Source organism: Tenacibaculum crassostreae, assembly GCF_964512405.1.
Lineage (GTDB): Bacteria > Bacteroidota > Bacteroidia > Flavobacteriales > Flavobacteriaceae > Polaribacter > Polaribacter crassostreae.
The window spans coordinates 457152-472098 of sequence record NZ_CAZELE010000003.1; the positions used below are offsets into that span (position 1 = coordinate 457152).

The window sequence follows — 14947 nt, forward strand, 5'->3', positions numbered from 1 at the left end:
CAAAAAAGCAGGTGATTTCTCACCTGCTTTTGAATTTTATAAGCTAAAAACGAATTAAATACTTTGTAAAATATCGTTTAAAGTTTTACTTGGGCGCATTACAGCATCAGTTAAAGCATCGTTTGGCTCATAGTATCCACCAATATTTACCGCTTTTCCTTGTACTGTATTTAACTCATCTACAATAGTAGCTTCGTTAGTAGTCATTTTTTCGGCAATAGGTGTAAACTGAGCTTTTAAGTCAGCATCGCTATTTTGATTAGCTAATGCTTGAGCCCAATACATTGCTAAATAGAAATGAGAACCTCTATTGTCTAACTCTCCAGTTTTTCTTGAAGGACCTTTTTTATTGTCTAATAATTTATCAGTAGCATCATCTAAAGCGTCTGCTAAAACTTTTGCTTTGCTGTTATTGTTAACTTCACCTAAATGTTCTAAAGAAACTGCTAATGCTAAGAATTCACCTAAAGAATCCCAACGTAAATGGTTTTCATCTACTAATTGCTCAACGTGTTTTGGAGCAGATCCACCAGCACCAGTTTCAAATAACCCACCGCCATTCATTAAAGGAACGATCGATAACATTTTTGCTGAAGTTCCTAATTCTAAAATAGGGAAGAGGTCAGTTAAGTAGTCGCGTAAAACGTTTCCTGTAACCGAAATGGTGTCTTTTCCTTCTTTAACTCTTTCTAAAGTGTATTTAGTAGCTTCTACTTGCGATAAGATTTTAATTTCTAAGCCAGTAGTATCGTGGTCTTTTAAGTATTTTTCAACTTTTTTGATGATTTCTGCATCGTGAGCTCTTTCTTTTCCTAACCAGAAAACAGCAGGAGTTTCTGTAGCTCTTGCACGAGTAACTGCTAACTTTACCCAGTCTTGAATTGGAGCGTCTTTAGTTTGACACATTCTCCAAATATCACCAGCTTCAACAGTGTGCTCTAATAAAGTCGTTCCGTTACTGTCAATTACTTCTACTTTTCCATCAGTAGTGATTTCAAAAGTTTTATCGTGCGAACCGTATTCTTCAGCTTTTTGAGCCATTAAACCAACGTTAGGAACCGTTCCCATTGTAGTTGGGTCGAAAGCACCATTTTTTATACAGAAATCAATAGTTTCTTGATACAATCCAGCATATGAACTATCAGGAATTACTGCTTTGGTGTCTTGTTGTTTTCCTTCTTTATTCCACATTTGTCCAGAAGTACGAATCATTGCAGGCATAGAAGCATCAATAATTACATCTGATGGAACGTGTAAGTTGGTAATTCCTTTGTCAGAATTTACCATAGCTAAATCAGGATTGTTAGCGTAAATAGTTTCGATGTCAGCTAAGATTTTTGCTTTTTTATCAGCAGATAATTCTTCAAGATTGCTTACTAGGTTTCCAAACCCGTTATTTACATCAACACCAATTTCTTTAAAAGTTTCGCTATGCTTTGCGAATAAATCTTTAAAGAAAACACGAACTGCATGTCCAAAAATGATAGGGTCAGATACCTTCATCATGGTTGCTTTCATGTGTAAAGAAAATAAAACTCCTTTGTCTCTAGCATCGTTAACTTGCTCATCTAAGAAAGTTAATAAAGCTTTTTTACTCATTACAGAAGCATCGATAACTTCTTCAGCTAATAAAGAAACTTTTTCTTTTAAAACGGTTTTACTTCCGTTAGCATCTGTGTGTACAATTTGTACATCTGTTGCCGTAGGAACAGTTGTCGATTTTTCACTGTGAGCAAAATCACCATCAGTCATAGTAGCAACATGAGTTTTAGAGTCTGAACTCCAAGCTCCCATTGAATGAGGATTCTTTTTTGCGTAGTTTTTTACAGCTTTTGGCGCTCTACGGTCTGAGTTTCCTTCACGTAAAACAGGGTTTACAGCGGAACCTTTTACTTTATTATAACGTGCTAAAATTGCTTTTTCTTCATCGGTTGTAGCTTCTTCAGGGTAATTTGGCAATGCATATCCTAAAGCTTGTAACTCTTTAATAGCTGCTTTTAACTGAGGTACAGAAGCAGAAATATTAGGAAGTTTAATAATGTTAGCTTCTGGCTTTTTAGCTAAATCGCCTAAAAATGCTAAAGCATCTTCTACTTGTTGCTCTTCTGTTAAATAATCAGAAAAGTTAGCAAGAATACGACCAGCCAAAGAAATATCTTTGGTTTCTATTTCTATGTTAGATGATTTTGTAAAAGCTTTTACGATAGGTAAAAACGAACGAGTAGCCAATGCAGGAGCTTCATCCGTCTTTGTATACATAATTTTAGCAGTCTTATTCATATTGTATGTAATAATTAAATTATATTTTGAAGTGACGCAAATTTAAGAATTACGAATGAGTTTTTTGATGCTAAAATGTTATTAATTAACGGGTTTTGTTGAGAAAATGATAATAAAACAACCTAAAAAGAAGAATTTGTTATTAAAAGTAAAAGCCATATCAAACAATTTCTTGTAATTGACATGGCTTTCTTGAAATAGTAAAGGCACTGACCTGTATTGCTACATCATCAAATAAAACAGTGTTTATGTTTCTTCCATAGAAAAACTACATTACTATTTCAAATTTGAAGTTTCATTCTATAAACATTCTATCTATAAAATTAAAACTTCAGTGTTTTTAAGCGGGTTAGTTTAGCTAAATTTTAAAACCAAAATACTTATAAACTTATAACTAGAAAATTATAAACTATTTAAAATTTACAATTAATCAAAAATTACGATGGTATTTAGCTATACAACACTTAAAAACAAAATATATAAAGAACGTACTTTAAATGGTTTACTTTGTGTGATTATGATAGTTTAACTATGCTCTGACGTCACTTATATGTAAACTCTTAATCAAATATAGTGAATATTGTTTTAAAATACTGATTTTTAGTTGATTAATTACTAACATCTTGAAAAGGTTGATTTATTAACAAAATGTGAATAAAAAAAGCACTGTGAAAACACAGTGCTTTTGCTTTTTGTAGAAAGAAAATCTTAGTGTCTTCTTTCTTTAATTCTAGCTTTCTTACCAGTAAGACCTCTAAAGTAGAAAATACGAGCTCTACGTACTTTACCTCTTTTGTTAACTTCGATCTTTTGGATAGATGGTAAGTTGATTGGGAAGATACGTTCTACACCTACAGTACCAGACATTTTTCTGATAGTAAATGTTTCAGAAGCTCCATTACCTCTTTTTTGGATAACAACTCCTCTAAAGAACTGAGTACGAACTTTATCTCCTTCTCTAATTTCGTAGTACACTGTAATAGTGTCTCCAGCTGCGAATTCTGGTAATTCGTTTCTTGTTACAAATTCGTCTTGAACAAATTTTACTAAATCCATTTCTATAATTATTTATGGTTGTATAAAAGCAACATGCACGATTTCTTCGTCAGAGGTTGATTTTAGTGGCTGCAAATTTAGAATTTTTATTTTGATAAAAAAAATAAATAAAACACTGATTGTTAGCTAGTCTAATAAATCTGGTCGTATTTCTTTGGTGCGTTTATACGCCTGTTCTGATCGCCATTCCTCAATTTTAGGAAAATTCCCTGATAGTAATACTTCTGGTACTTTCATTCCTTCATATTCAGCAGGACGGGTATATACTGGGGGAGATAATAAATCATCTTGAAAGCTATCGGTTAAAGCTGAAGTTTCATCTCCTAAAACACCAGGAATTAAGCGAATAACAGCATCACACAAAACAGCAGCTGCAAGTTCGCCGCCAGTTAATACATAGTCTCCAATAGAAATTTCTTTAGTTACAAATTTATCACGTACGCGTTGGTCTACACCTTTATAATGACCTGTTAAAATAATGATGTTTTCTTTTAAAGAAAGGTTGTTTGCGGTAGCTTGATTTAAGGTTTTTGCATCTGGTGTCATATAAATAATTTCATCATATGTTCTTTCTGATTGTAGTTTTTCAATGCATTTCGCAATAGGTTCAATCATTAGCACCATACCTGCGCCACCACCAAATTGGTAATCATCAACTTGACGATAATTTCCGAAACCGTATTCTCTTAAATTATGAAAATGAACCTCTGCTAATCCTTTTTCAATAGCTCTTTTCATCATAGAGTTTTCAAAAGGACTTTTTATTAAATCGGGCTCAACTGTGATTATATCTATTCGCATGGCGCAAAGATATATTTTTATAATTACTCAACATTAAAAGTAACAGGTAAAGTAAAGCCAATTTTAGCCGGTTTGTCACCAAAAATAGCAGGAGATGCTTTTGTAAGTTTTTTTATAATTCTTATAGACTCTTCTTTTAATTTTGGGTGTGGAGCTCTACATTTTACATCAGTAACTTTCCCTTCTTTATCAATTTTGAACTGAACAAAAATTCTTTTTCTTCCTGGAGAAAGCCCAAGACTGCTTGCTAATTTAGCGTTAAACTTCTTAACGAAGAATTCTCGGATAGTTCTATTGTAACAATTTTTTCCCATAGTAGCATTTAAAGAATTTTTACAGTTAGGGAAAATGGGGATTCTACTATATCCCATAATACTATTTGTAACTACTTTGTTACTGCCGTTTTCGTATTTTATTATAGGTGTGTAATATTTATTTACTGGATGCGTGTTTTTAAAAATAGATTTTGAAAGATTATATTTTTTGAACAGACTAATAATCTTTTTTTCTAGTAGTTCAGATCTAGAATTTGTTGAGACTTTAAAAGGTTTACCTGTAACGTCTAATTCGAAATAAAGTTTTAATCTGTCATTTACTCTATTTAAGTTAGCGTTTGTTATGTCTTCTTCTGTTAAATTTTCTTTGAAATAGTTTGCCAATTCATTTGTTGAATTTGGTTTGAAAATATTATCAAAATCATAATCTAATTCTAAGTTAGATGTAGGTTTTTTTCCTTTTTCAAACTCTTGTTTTATGTAGTAGGAGTAATTGGTAGGTTTGTTACTAATCATATAAGGAACAAAAACGGTATCGTATTTTTCGGTAATTTCAAGAATGTTTTTTTTGAAAATCTCTGGAGTTTTTAATTCGGTAACCTTCAGCTTCCCATTTTTATCAATTAATACTTTAAAATCTAAAATAATTTTTTCCTCTTTGGTTAATAAACTATCAGCTAAATTATAATTTATAGAATTATAAAAATGATTTCTAATATTTTTATTTATGCAATAATTAATATCGTCATAAAAATCTAAATCGTCACAAGATTTAGAATTAGGAAAAGAAATTTCTAATGGAACTGTACTACAATTTATAGTGTTATGTGTTCCGTTGTTAGAGATAATTTGAAGTGAATATTTTTTTCTTGTATCTAGTTTTGTCGCAAAATTATTAAGACTGAATTCTTTGAATAGTTTTTTTAATGATTTATTCAATTCGTTATTTCTGAAAGAATTAATATCAATTCGATAAGGAATATTTTCTTTATTGACTTGAAAGGATAAAATAATTTTTTTGCTTTTTTCAGGATAAGCGATGTTTTTTAATAAATCTTGATGAAGGTTTTCTTTTAGGTAATTAGAAAATTTATTGTTAGGATTTGGGTTTGTAAACTTATCGTAATATTCATCTTTTACGGTTTGAGAAAAGCAGAAAGAAGATAAAAATAATAGTAAAAATGTTTTTTTCATAGCAATAAATATAGTTTGGGCAAATGTATAAAAAACATCTAATTCACTTTGGAATAAAGTCGGAATACTATTTAGATTATTAATAACATAAATATACCTTCTTTGTTTATGCTTTAATTAAAGAGTAGTTGATGTAGGTTGAGTACAGAAATACCTAAACTTTAATGTTTATAGTAAAAAGGTTTTCTTAGAGAATAGAGAAGTATGCGATTGAATAAAAAATAGTTATTCGCATAATGTAAATTATTAAATTTTAAGAGTTTTAGTTAAACAAAATTCTCTTAGCTCTTCAAAAAACAAAGTAAAATCTTCTTCAAAAGTTTGGTAGTGTTCTAGCAAATCTTCGGTAGCTAAATTCATTTTTGATTTTCCTTTAGTACGTCTGTTCATTCCGTTTAAAACTTCGTGAATTCCTTTAGCAAATTGATAGTTATACAGCCAGTTGTGTTGTATCATAACTGGAAGCATCTCTTGCGTTTTCTCTGGGAGAATTTCTAAATTTTCATTTAGTAAGTTATAAACAGAGTTTACGTATACATTTAATGGTATTTCAGAATAGTTTTTCCAGTTTTTTGCTAAAAAATGATCGTAAAAAATATCAATAATTACTCCATCGTAATGACGATATCTTTCGTGAAGCCTTCTTTTACTTGTTCTAACAATGTCATGCGCATCGGTAAAGGTGTCAATTTCTCTGTGTAACAATATACCTTTTTGAATATCTTCATGGTAATGAGAAAATTTATTTCCCTTAACATGATCTGCAATAAAATTACCAATCATTATGTTGGTATTATTTTCTGAAAGATATAAATGCGCTAAAAAATTCATTTGCTAAATGTAAACAAAAAACCACAACTGAAAAGTTGTGGTTTAAAAGTTTATGTGTAAAATTTAATTTTTAACAGGTGTGTTCTCTAAAATAGCTAATAAAAACTTCCAGAATTTTTGTGTAGAAGATATCTGAGCACGCTCATCAGGTGAATGTGCACCTTTGATGTTTGGACCAAAAGAAACCATATCCATTTCAGGGTAATTCTGACCTAGAATTCCACATTCTAAACCAGCGTGACAAGCAGCTACATTAGGTTTTTCGTTGTGTAAATCTTCGTATAAATCGGTTACGGTTTTTAAAATTTCTGAGTTTACATTTGGTAACCATCCTGGGTAAGCTCCAGAAAATTCTACATCGAAACCAGCTAATTCAAATGCTGAACGTAACGAGTTTGCTAAATCCCACTTATTAGTTTCAGAAGAAGAACGTGTTAAACACCCAATTTTAATAGCACCATCTTTTACAATAATACGAGCAATATTGTTAGAAGTTTCTACCAATCCTTCAATATCAGGACTCATGCGATACACACCGTTTAAAGCAGTGTAAATCGATTTTATGAATCCTTCTTGAACACCTAAATCCATAACAGTTTCAGGAGTTTCAACTTCTTTTAGTTCGATAGATAGGTTGGGTTCTAATGTTGCAAACTCAGCTTTAATACTGTTGATAAGCTCATGAATTTCAAATAAGAAAGGTTCTTTTGACACTGTATCGATTACCACTGTAGAAAAACTTTCACGCGGAATAGCGTTACGCAAACTACCGCCGTTTATTTCAGCAACACGTAATCCGAAGTTGGTGAAACCGTCAAATAATAAACGGTTCATTATTTTGTTAGCGTTTCCTAAACCTTTGATAATATCCATTCCTGAGTGTCCTCCATTTAATCCTGTAACAGAAATTTCGTAAGCAATGGTGTTTTCTGGGGTAGTTTCTTCATTGAAGTTTCTAGTTGCAGTAACATCAACACCACCTGCACATCCCATTCCGATTTCATCATCCTCTTCAGTGTCTAGGTTTAATAAAATCTCACCTTTTAACAATTCGCCTTCAAGTCCCATAGCACCGGTCATACCTGTTTCTTCATCAATGGTAAATAAAGCTTCAATAGCAGGATGCGGAATATCTGTAGATTCTAAAATCCCCATGATAGAAGCGACACCTAAACCGTTGTCGGCACCTAAAGTTGTTCCTTGCGCTTTAACCCAGTCACCATCAACAAACATTTTAATTCCTTCTGTATCAAAATCAAAAACAGTATCAGCATTTTTTTGATGTACCATGTCTAAATGACTTTGCAGTACAACTGTTTTGCGGTTTTCCATACCAGCAGTTGCAGGTTTGCGAATTATCACATTTCCTACTTTGTCAACCATGGTTTCAAGGTTTAGATTTTTGCCAAAATCTACCATAAATTGAATAACTCTTTCTTCTTTTTTTGATGGACGAGGTACTGCGTTTAAATCGGCAAAATTTTTCCAAACAGCTTTCGGTTCTAGGTTTCTTATTTCTGAATTCATTGTGAATTGTTTGTTTAATTTTAAAGGTACGAAGATACTTAATCCTTATTGAAAAATTGTAAATTCGCAGCATGGATTTTTCATCGAAATTATTAGAAAACGCAGTAAATGAAGTAAGTCGGTTGCCTGGTATTGGTAAGCGTACCGCTCTACGTTTGGTGTTACATTTATTAAAGCAGCCAACCGAAAACACAAAGTATTTAACCGATGCGTTAACACATTTGCGAGGAGATGTGAAGTCTTGTAAAAAATGTCATAATATTTCTGATACGGTATTGTGTGATATTTGTAGTAACCCGAAGCGGAATGCAGAAATTGTATGTGTGGTAGAAGATATTCGTGATGTAATGGCGATTGAAAACACTGCGCAATACAGAGGTTTGTATCATGTATTAGGTGGGAAAATTTCTCCCATTGAAGGAATTGGGCCTCAGAATTTACAGATTGAATCGTTGGTAGAAAAAGTGAAAGAAGGAGAGGTGAAAGAACTAATATTTGCATTGAGTTCTACCATGGAAGGTGATACAACTAACTTTTATATTTACAAACAGATAGAAAAATACGGAATAACCACGTCAACCATTGCTAGAGGAATCTCAGTAGGTGATGAGTTGGAGTATGCTGATGAAGTTACTTTAGGAAGAAGTATTGTGAATAGAATTCCTTTTGAACAATCAATTAAGGGATAAAAGAAAAGAGAGAAGGCCAACTTTAACGAAAACCTACTCTCCCAACTTGTTTTATACTATTAAGAAGATTGAGAGCAGATTTTGTTACAGGGTAATGTGTTAAAATATGTTAATTAGGTTGTTGGTCTTCGTTTTTGTCTTTTTCAATCAATTCTTGTTCGTATTTATCCCACGATTTTTTAGCTCTTATTTTTTTGTACGCTTTTACTGCTAACATCAATAAAATAGAGACTAACAAAATACCTACAACTCCCCAAATCCAGTTAATAGTGTCTTTTAAAACTACTAAAAATACGATAGCAAACAATAAAATAGTTGCAACTTCATTCCATAAACGAAGTTTAAACGAAGTCTGTTTAATTATATCTTGCTGTAATTGATTGTAAATTACTTGACAAAACCCATGATATACATATAAAACCAAAACAAAAGAAAGCTTAACGAGCATCCACCCTTCTTCTAAATAAATAGGGTTTTTGTACAGCATCCAAAAGGCAAAAAAGCTGGCTAAAATTGCTGATGGCCATGTGATAATATACCACAAGCGTTTTTGCATTAATTTATATTGAGTTTGTAATATTTCTTTAGCAGGTTGGTCTTTAGTTTCTGCTTCTACATGGTAAATAAACAAACGAACCATGTAAAATAAACCCGCAAACCAAGTAACGACAAAAATAATATGTAATGCTTTAACGTATAAAAAATCCATAGTTAGTTATTGTTAAATTCGTTAATCCATTTTGCTAATACCTCTACCCATTCATCATTGTCGTTAATACAAGGTACGGTATGAAATTCTTCTCCGCCAGCTTCTAAAAACTCGTGTTTACCTTCCATAGCAATTTCTTCTAAGGTTTCTAAACAGTCTGAAACAAAAGCAGGAGTAACTATAGCAAGTTTTTTAACACCGTCTTTTTCAGCTTTGTTTACAATGGTTCTATCTGTATAAGGTTGTAGCCAAGGATCAACGCCTAAGCGAGATTGAAACGAAGTAGAAACTTTAGCTTCATCTAAATTTAATTCTGCGATTACATTTTTAGTAGTTTGATAACATTGATTACGATAACAGAACTCATGTGCTTTAGACGGAGTGTTACAGCAAGCTAAATTTCCAGCTTCAGGATTGCAATGTGATTTAGTAATATCCGATTTGCGGATATGACGTTCAGGTACTCCGTGGTAAGAAAACAAAATATGGTCGTAATCTTTATCAGCTAAATAATCTTTAATACTGTTTGATAATGCTTTAATGTATTCTGGTTTGTTGTAAAAAGCAGGAACATCCGTGATTTTCATGTTCGGGAAGAATTCTTTTCTTAATTCTTCAGCTAATACCAAAATAGTTTCAGTAGTTGCCATGGCAAACTGAGGGTATAACGGAACTAATAATACTTCTGTTACACCTTTGTCGTGTAGTTCTTGTAAACCACTTTTTATAGACGGATTCCCGTAGCGCATTGCTAACGCAACTGGTAATTCTGTTTTTGCTTGAACCTTGTTTTGTAATCTTTCTGAAAGGACTATTAAAGGAGAACCTTCTTTCCACCAAATTTTTTGATAGGCTTCTGCCGATTTTTTTGGACGTGTATTTAAAATAATACCTCTTACTATAAATGTTCGTAACCAATAAGGAACATCGATTACGCGTTCATCCATTAAAAATTCATCCAGATATTTTTTTACATCTTTAGGGTCGGTACTCGCTGGTGACCCTAGATTTACTAATAAAACTCCTTTCATGTATAGGTAAGATTTATTTTAGGTTCTTTTGATTCAGTTGATTGGTTGTTTCGTATAATGCGATAGCTAAACTGTGAATTACATTCATGCTAGAATTTCGTCCGTACATTGGTATGGCTACTGTTGCATCTACTAAGTTTACGTTTTTTATACCGTTTCTTTCGCTACCCAAAAGTAATACAATTTTTTCGTGAGCAGTAAAGTTGTAATCGCTAATATTTATGCTTTCATCAGTAATTTCAATTCCAATAATAGTATTTCCTTCTTCTTTTAATTGAAGGATGAGTTGTTCGAAATTAGTATAACTTTCGTGTGATATCTGCTGAATAGTGTTTCGTGCAGTTTTCTTCACAATTCTATTGTCTACGGTAGGAGAACTTTCGTGTAAAAATATTTTTGATACTCCAAAACTTTCTGAAATACGAAAACACATACCTATGTTTTCTGGTGTTCGGATGACGTCACAAACGATACTTATCGGAAATTTTTGTTGAGTATTTTCTATATCGTAATGAGTAAGTTGTTTCATTTTAAATTGCGTTAGTTTGGCTTACTGTTGTAAACTCATTACATATTGCTTAGGTGTAGTGCCGAATTTCTTTTTAAAAGCGGCAATAAAATGACTTGAAGTGCTGTAACCTACTTGTAGTCCAACTTCATTTACATTGTGTTGATTGCTTTCTAATAATTTGCGAGCGTGTTCCATTTTATAGTCTAGTAAAAAACTATAAACAGTGTCTCCATAAATTTGTTTGAAGCCTTCCTTCAGCTTTTTTAAATTCAAACCAACTTCGTTAGAAAGATCTTGTAAACTAGGAGGTTCACTCATTCTAGAAATAATAATATCTTTTGCTTTTCTAATTTTTAATACTTCACGATCATCAACCAAAAACGGACAATATTCTTCGCTGGTGTTTTCTCCATTGTCAAAATGTAAGCTAAGAAGTTCATATGTTTTTCCTTTAATATAAAGGTCCCTCATTGAACTTTGGTTTTTTGCAGTTAAAATTTGTTGGAGTACTAATAAAACATTCGGGTTTATTTCAGCACTATCGTAATACTTTTTATTTTTATTGTTGTCACTTAGAAAAGGGATGTAGCTAGCTTCTTTTGAAAATAGTGCATGAAATTTTTCAATAGAAATCAAAACAGAAACCAATGAGGTTTTAGGTAATATTTCTAGATTGATAGGTAGCTTTTGTTGTGGGTTGTATAAAAAAATTGAATGCTTGTCTAGTACATTAAAAGTATAACTATTGTTGTTAAAATGAAACTTGCAATTTCCTTTAACACAGTAGTGTAACTGTATGTAAGAGTTGTCGATATCTCTGTTGTAAAACTCTGTTTTTTCAGAATTATTCTTAAATTTTAACATGAAAAAACCTTTCTCTAAAGGTATTTCTCTAAATGTACTTTCTGCGATGTTTTTTGACATGGTGAAAATGCTTTTAAAATAAAAAGTTATTTAGAATGATTCTAAAATAAACAACTGTTTCAAGGCTATTTCACTACAAAAGTACGTTTTTTTGTAACTTTTTTAAGTAAAACTTATCTAAATAACAAATAGCGATATTAAAAGTACTTTTGTCGATACTTTTTTTTGTTCAATATTTATATTTTTGACCGACTTTTTAGAAGAAGACTCAATGACAGTAGAAAAAAAACATCAGAGTAACTTATATAACATAGGTGTTAGTTATAAAAAGGCTGACGCTGCGATTAGAGGAAAGTTTAGTATTTCTAAAGAAAATCAGATAGCACTTTTAAAAGAAGCAAAAGAGAACGGAGTAGATGGTATTTTCGTGTTATCAACTTGTAATAGAACCGAAATTTGTGGTTTTGCTGAACATCCTTTTCAATTAATAAGCATGTTATGTAAATATTCTAACGGCTCTGTTGAAGAATTTGTAAACGTATCAAACGTATATAAAAATAACGAAGCTATTAATCATTTGTTCAGAATGGGAACTGGGTTAGATAGTCAAATCTTAGGAGATTACGAAATTGTAGGTCAGTTACGTCAAGCTTTTAAGCAAGCAAAAAAAGTAGGAACTACCAATGCGTATTTTGAGCGTTTATTAAACCATGTAATGCAAGCGAGCAAGCGTGTTAAAAACGAAACAAAATTAAGTTCAGGAACTACTTCGGTATCGTACGCAGCAGTTCAATATATTATCAATAATTTATCCAACTACAATTCTAAAAATATTTTAGTTTTTGGGTTAGGTAAAATGGGAAAACATACGTGTAAAAATTTAGCAGAGTACACCCAAAATACATCGGTGAGTTTAATTAACAGAACAGAAGAAAAAGTTTCTGAGTTCGTAAAAGAACATCCTTTAATTAGAAATGCAAAATACGATGATTTAATTGCTGAAGTTCACAATGCAGATGTATTAATAGTCTCAACAGGAGCAAGTTTTCCAACGATTACAAAAGAACACGTTCCAACGGATAAGGAATTATTGATTTTAGATTTATCAATGCCTGCAAATGTAGCTAAGGAAGTTGCAGAGTTAGCGAATGTAACTATTGTAAATGTTGATGAGTTATCTAAAATTACTGATGAAACTCTAGCTGTTCGTCAGCAAGAAGTACCAGTTGCAGAAGCTATAATTGATACTCATAATCAAGAATTTCAAGAATGGTTAAATCACAGAAGATTTACACCAGCAATAACAGCGTTAAAAGAATCATTGCAAACGATTCAACAAGATGAAATCGCTTTTCATAAGAAAAAAATAAAAGATTTTGATGAAGAACAGGCAGAAATGCTAACATCAAGATTTATTCAAAAAATAACTACACAGTTTGTAAAACACTTAAAAGATGAAGATACTTCAATAAACACAAGTATTGAAGTTATGGCAAAAGTGTTCGGAGCAAATTTAGAAACTATCCATGCAGAAGATAATTAGAATAGGTACACGAGATAGCCAATTGGCTATGTGGCAAGCAAAGAAAGTTCAAAAACTTTTAGAAGAATTAGGTCATCAAACTGAATTAATCCCCGTTAAAGCAACGGGTGATTTAGTTTTAGATAAACCCCTATATGAACTAGGAATTACAGGAATATTCACTAAGAATTTAGATATCGCTATGTTAAATGGCGATATTGATATTGCGGTGCACTCAATGAAAGATGTTCCTACTGTTTTACCTGAAGGAATTATTCAAGCTGCAGTTTTAAAAAGAGCGAACTATAACGATATTTTGTTGTTAAAAGACAATGAAGAATTCATGTCGCAACCTAAAGGAACAATTGCTACAGGTAGTTTACGTAGGAAAGCTCAGTGGTTAAACCGTTATCCTACGCATACAGTTGAAGGCTTGCGTGGAAACGTAAATACTCGTTTGCAAAAGCTAGAAGATAACGATTGGAACGGAGCTATTTTCGCAGCTGCTGGTTTAGAAAGAATTGGATTGCGCCCGAAAGGAGCAGTTAGTTTAACTTGGATGATACCTGCGCCTGCACAAGGAGCAATAATGATTACAGCTTTAGAAAGCGATGAAGAAGTTAAAACTATTTGCGCAGAATTAAATGATAAGGATACAGAAATTTGTACTGGTATAGAGCGTGAGTTTTTAAACCGTTTAGAAGGAGGTTGTACAGCACCTATCGGAGCTTTAGCATTTATCAACGAAAAAGAAGACGAGATTAACTTTAAAGGAGTTTTACTTAGTAGAGATGGTAAAAAGAAGATTGAAGTTAGCCGAAAAGTAAAAGTTGGTAAGCATAAATATCTCGCTAAAGATTGCGCTAATTATATTATTGATAAAGGCGGTAAGTTTATTATGATGGAAGATGAAGGAATTGAAAAGCAGTTTTCAATTTATTCAACAAAGAAACTATCAGAAGCGCAAAAGAAATTATTACCTACCAACATGGAGGTTATGGATAGCGATTTTATTAAAATTCGTTTTAATAGAATAGCTCCTAAAGTGATTAAAAAAGAAATAGAAAATGTAATTATCACAAGTAAAAATGGAGTTGAAGCTATTTTAAACTCATTTACTTCAGATGAATTACAGTTCAAAAATATTTACTGTGTAGGTAGAAGAACCAAAAAATTAATTGAACAAAAAATAGGAAAAGTTGCCAAGTCGGAAAGAAATGCAAAGAAATTAGCAGAGTATCTTTCTAAAGAAATTAAAGGTGAAGAGGTAACCTATTTTTGTAGCGATTTACGATTAGACACGTTACCAATGCTTTTAAAAGCAAACGGAATTGCTGTTAACGAGGTTGAGGCGTATAAAACTATGTATAGTCCAGCAAAAGTTGATGAAAAAGTTAATGCAGTATTGTTTTACAGTCCGTCAGGTGTAGAGAGTTATATGCAACAAAATACAGCAGATAAAATTGCATTTTGTATAGGTGAGAGTACAGCTAAAGAAGCTAACAAGCATTTTGAAGATGTTCAAGTAGCTAATCTACCTACAGTAGAAAGTGTGATTGAAATGGTGAATTTACATTTTGTAAAAAAATAAAAGCGTCATTCCGAGTGAAGCGAAGGAATCTGTCAAAAGATTACCACGTCACTTCATTCCTAGTAA

The 14947-nt window shown here is 32.0% G+C and carries 13 protein-coding genes; 3 read left to right on the forward strand and 10 right to left on the reverse strand.

Annotated features, from left to right (window positions below; genetic code table 11):
• Positions 1-54: 54 nt before the first annotated feature.
• The 6 genes from ACKTST_RS04440 to ACKTST_RS04465 all read right to left on the reverse strand — a co-directional run bounded on the left by ACKTST_RS04440 (position 55) and on the right by ACKTST_RS04465 (position 7964).
• A complete protein-coding gene (locus tag ACKTST_RS04440; protein WP_408046526.1) occupies positions 55-2280 on the reverse strand; it encodes an NADP-dependent isocitrate dehydrogenase in 2226 nt (741 codons plus the stop codon).
• 708 nt (positions 2281-2988) lie between these two features.
• A complete protein-coding gene (gene rplS / locus ACKTST_RS04445; RefSeq protein WP_408046527.1) occupies positions 2989-3336 on the reverse strand; it encodes a 50S ribosomal protein L19 in 348 nt (115 codons plus the stop codon).
• Positions 3337-3462: 126 nt separating this feature from the next.
• Positions 3463-4137 (reverse strand): tRNA (guanosine(37)-N1)-methyltransferase TrmD, encoded by a 675-nt coding sequence (gene trmD, locus ACKTST_RS04450; protein WP_408046528.1) that lies wholly within the window; start codon positions 4135-4137, stop codon positions 3463-3465.
• A gap of 23 nt (positions 4138-4160) precedes the next feature.
• A complete protein-coding gene (locus ACKTST_RS04455; protein ID WP_408046529.1) occupies positions 4161-5606 on the reverse strand; it encodes an energy transducer TonB in 1446 nt (481 codons plus the stop codon).
• Between the two features lie 246 nt (positions 5607-5852).
• Entirely contained in the window at positions 5853-6437 is a 585-nt protein-coding gene (locus ACKTST_RS04460; RefSeq protein ID WP_408046530.1) for an acyl carrier protein phosphodiesterase, read from the reverse strand.
• 63 nt (positions 6438-6500) lie between these two features.
• Positions 6501-7964 (reverse strand): aminoacyl-histidine dipeptidase, encoded by a 1464-nt coding sequence (locus ACKTST_RS04465; RefSeq protein ID WP_408046531.1) that lies wholly within the window; start codon positions 7962-7964, stop codon positions 6501-6503.
• 71 nt (positions 7965-8035) lie between these two features.
• Here ACKTST_RS04465 and recR point away from each other — a divergent pair, with 71 nt between their 5' ends.
• Positions 8036-8653, forward strand: coding sequence for a recombination mediator RecR (gene recR, locus ACKTST_RS04470; RefSeq protein ID WP_408046532.1), 618 nt, complete (start codon positions 8036-8038; stop codon positions 8651-8653).
• A gap of 109 nt (positions 8654-8762) precedes the next feature.
• On the opposite strand, the gene ACKTST_RS04475 is transcribed toward recR, so the two are convergent.
• From ACKTST_RS04475 to ACKTST_RS04490, 4 genes are read right to left on the reverse strand one after another with little or no spacing between them, the layout of a single operon-like run.
• Positions 8763-9362 carry a CopD family protein gene (locus tag ACKTST_RS04475; RefSeq protein WP_408046533.1) on the reverse strand — a complete coding sequence of 200 codons (600 nt, stop codon included), beginning with the start codon at positions 9360-9362 and terminating at the stop codon, positions 8763-8765.
• Positions 9363-9364: 2 nt separating this feature from the next.
• Entirely contained in the window at positions 9365-10393 is a 1029-nt protein-coding gene (hemH, locus tag ACKTST_RS04480; protein WP_408046534.1) for a ferrochelatase, read from the reverse strand.
• A 13-nt stretch (positions 10394-10406) separates the two neighbouring features.
• A complete protein-coding gene (locus ACKTST_RS04485; RefSeq protein ID WP_408046535.1) occupies positions 10407-10922 on the reverse strand; it encodes a TrmH family RNA methyltransferase in 516 nt (171 codons plus the stop codon).
• Between the two features lie 21 nt (positions 10923-10943).
• Positions 10944-11828, reverse strand: a complete 885-nt coding sequence (locus ACKTST_RS04490; protein WP_408046536.1) for a helix-turn-helix domain-containing protein — start codon at positions 11826-11828, stop codon at positions 10944-10946.
• A 211-nt stretch (positions 11829-12039) separates the two neighbouring features.
• Between ACKTST_RS04490 and hemA the strand changes: the two genes are divergently transcribed.
• Together hemA and hemC are read left to right on the forward strand one after the other, a co-directional pair.
• A complete protein-coding gene (gene hemA, locus ACKTST_RS04495) occupies positions 12040-13311 on the forward strand; it encodes a glutamyl-tRNA reductase (RefSeq protein ID WP_408046537.1) in 1272 nt (423 codons plus the stop codon).
• Positions 13295-14881, forward strand: a complete 1587-nt coding sequence (hemC, locus tag ACKTST_RS04500; RefSeq protein WP_408046538.1) for a hydroxymethylbilane synthase — start codon at positions 13295-13297, stop codon at positions 14879-14881. The genes hemA and hemC overlap by 17 nt, the downstream gene beginning before the upstream one ends.
• The last annotated feature ends 66 nt before the right edge of the window (positions 14882-14947 follow it).

What these genes read in the sequence shown, in the direction of transcription:
- ACKTST_RS04440 (WP_408046526.1), bottom strand. Translation starts at nt 2,280, where the DNA reads ATGAATAAGACTGCTAAAATTATGTATACAAAGACGGATGAAGCTCCT.
- rplS (WP_408046527.1), bottom strand. Translation starts at nt 3,336, where the DNA reads ATGGATTTAGTAAAATTTGTTCAAGACGAATTTGTAACAAGAAACGAA.
- trmD (WP_408046528.1), bottom strand. Translation starts at nt 4,137, where the DNA reads ATGCGAATAGATATAATCACAGTTGAGCCCGATTTAATAAAAAGTCCT.
- ACKTST_RS04455 (WP_408046529.1), bottom strand. Translation starts at nt 5,606, where the DNA reads ATGAAAAAAACATTTTTACTATTATTTTTATCTTCTTTCTGCTTTTCT.
- ACKTST_RS04460 (WP_408046530.1), bottom strand. Translation starts at nt 6,437, where the DNA reads ATGAATTTTTTAGCGCATTTATATCTTTCAGAAAATAATACCAACATA.
- ACKTST_RS04465 (WP_408046531.1), bottom strand. Translation starts at nt 7,964, where the DNA reads ATGAATTCAGAAATAAGAAACCTAGAACCGAAAGCTGTTTGGAAAAAT.
- recR (WP_408046532.1), top strand. Translation starts at nt 8,036, where the DNA reads ATGGATTTTTCATCGAAATTATTAGAAAACGCAGTAAATGAAGTAAGT.
- ACKTST_RS04475 (WP_408046533.1), bottom strand. Translation starts at nt 9,362, where the DNA reads ATGGATTTTTTATACGTTAAAGCATTACATATTATTTTTGTCGTTACT.
- hemH (WP_408046534.1), bottom strand. Translation starts at nt 10,393, where the DNA reads ATGAAAGGAGTTTTATTAGTAAATCTAGGGTCACCAGCGAGTACCGAC.
- ACKTST_RS04485 (WP_408046535.1), bottom strand. Translation starts at nt 10,922, where the DNA reads ATGAAACAACTTACTCATTACGATATAGAAAATACTCAACAAAAATTT.
- ACKTST_RS04490 (WP_408046536.1), bottom strand. Translation starts at nt 11,828, where the DNA reads ATGTCAAAAAACATCGCAGAAAGTACATTTAGAGAAATACCTTTAGAG.
- hemA (WP_408046537.1), top strand. Translation starts at nt 12,040, where the DNA reads ATGACAGTAGAAAAAAAACATCAGAGTAACTTATATAACATAGGTGTT.
- hemC (WP_408046538.1), top strand. Translation starts at nt 13,295, where the DNA reads ATGCAGAAGATAATTAGAATAGGTACACGAGATAGCCAATTGGCTATG.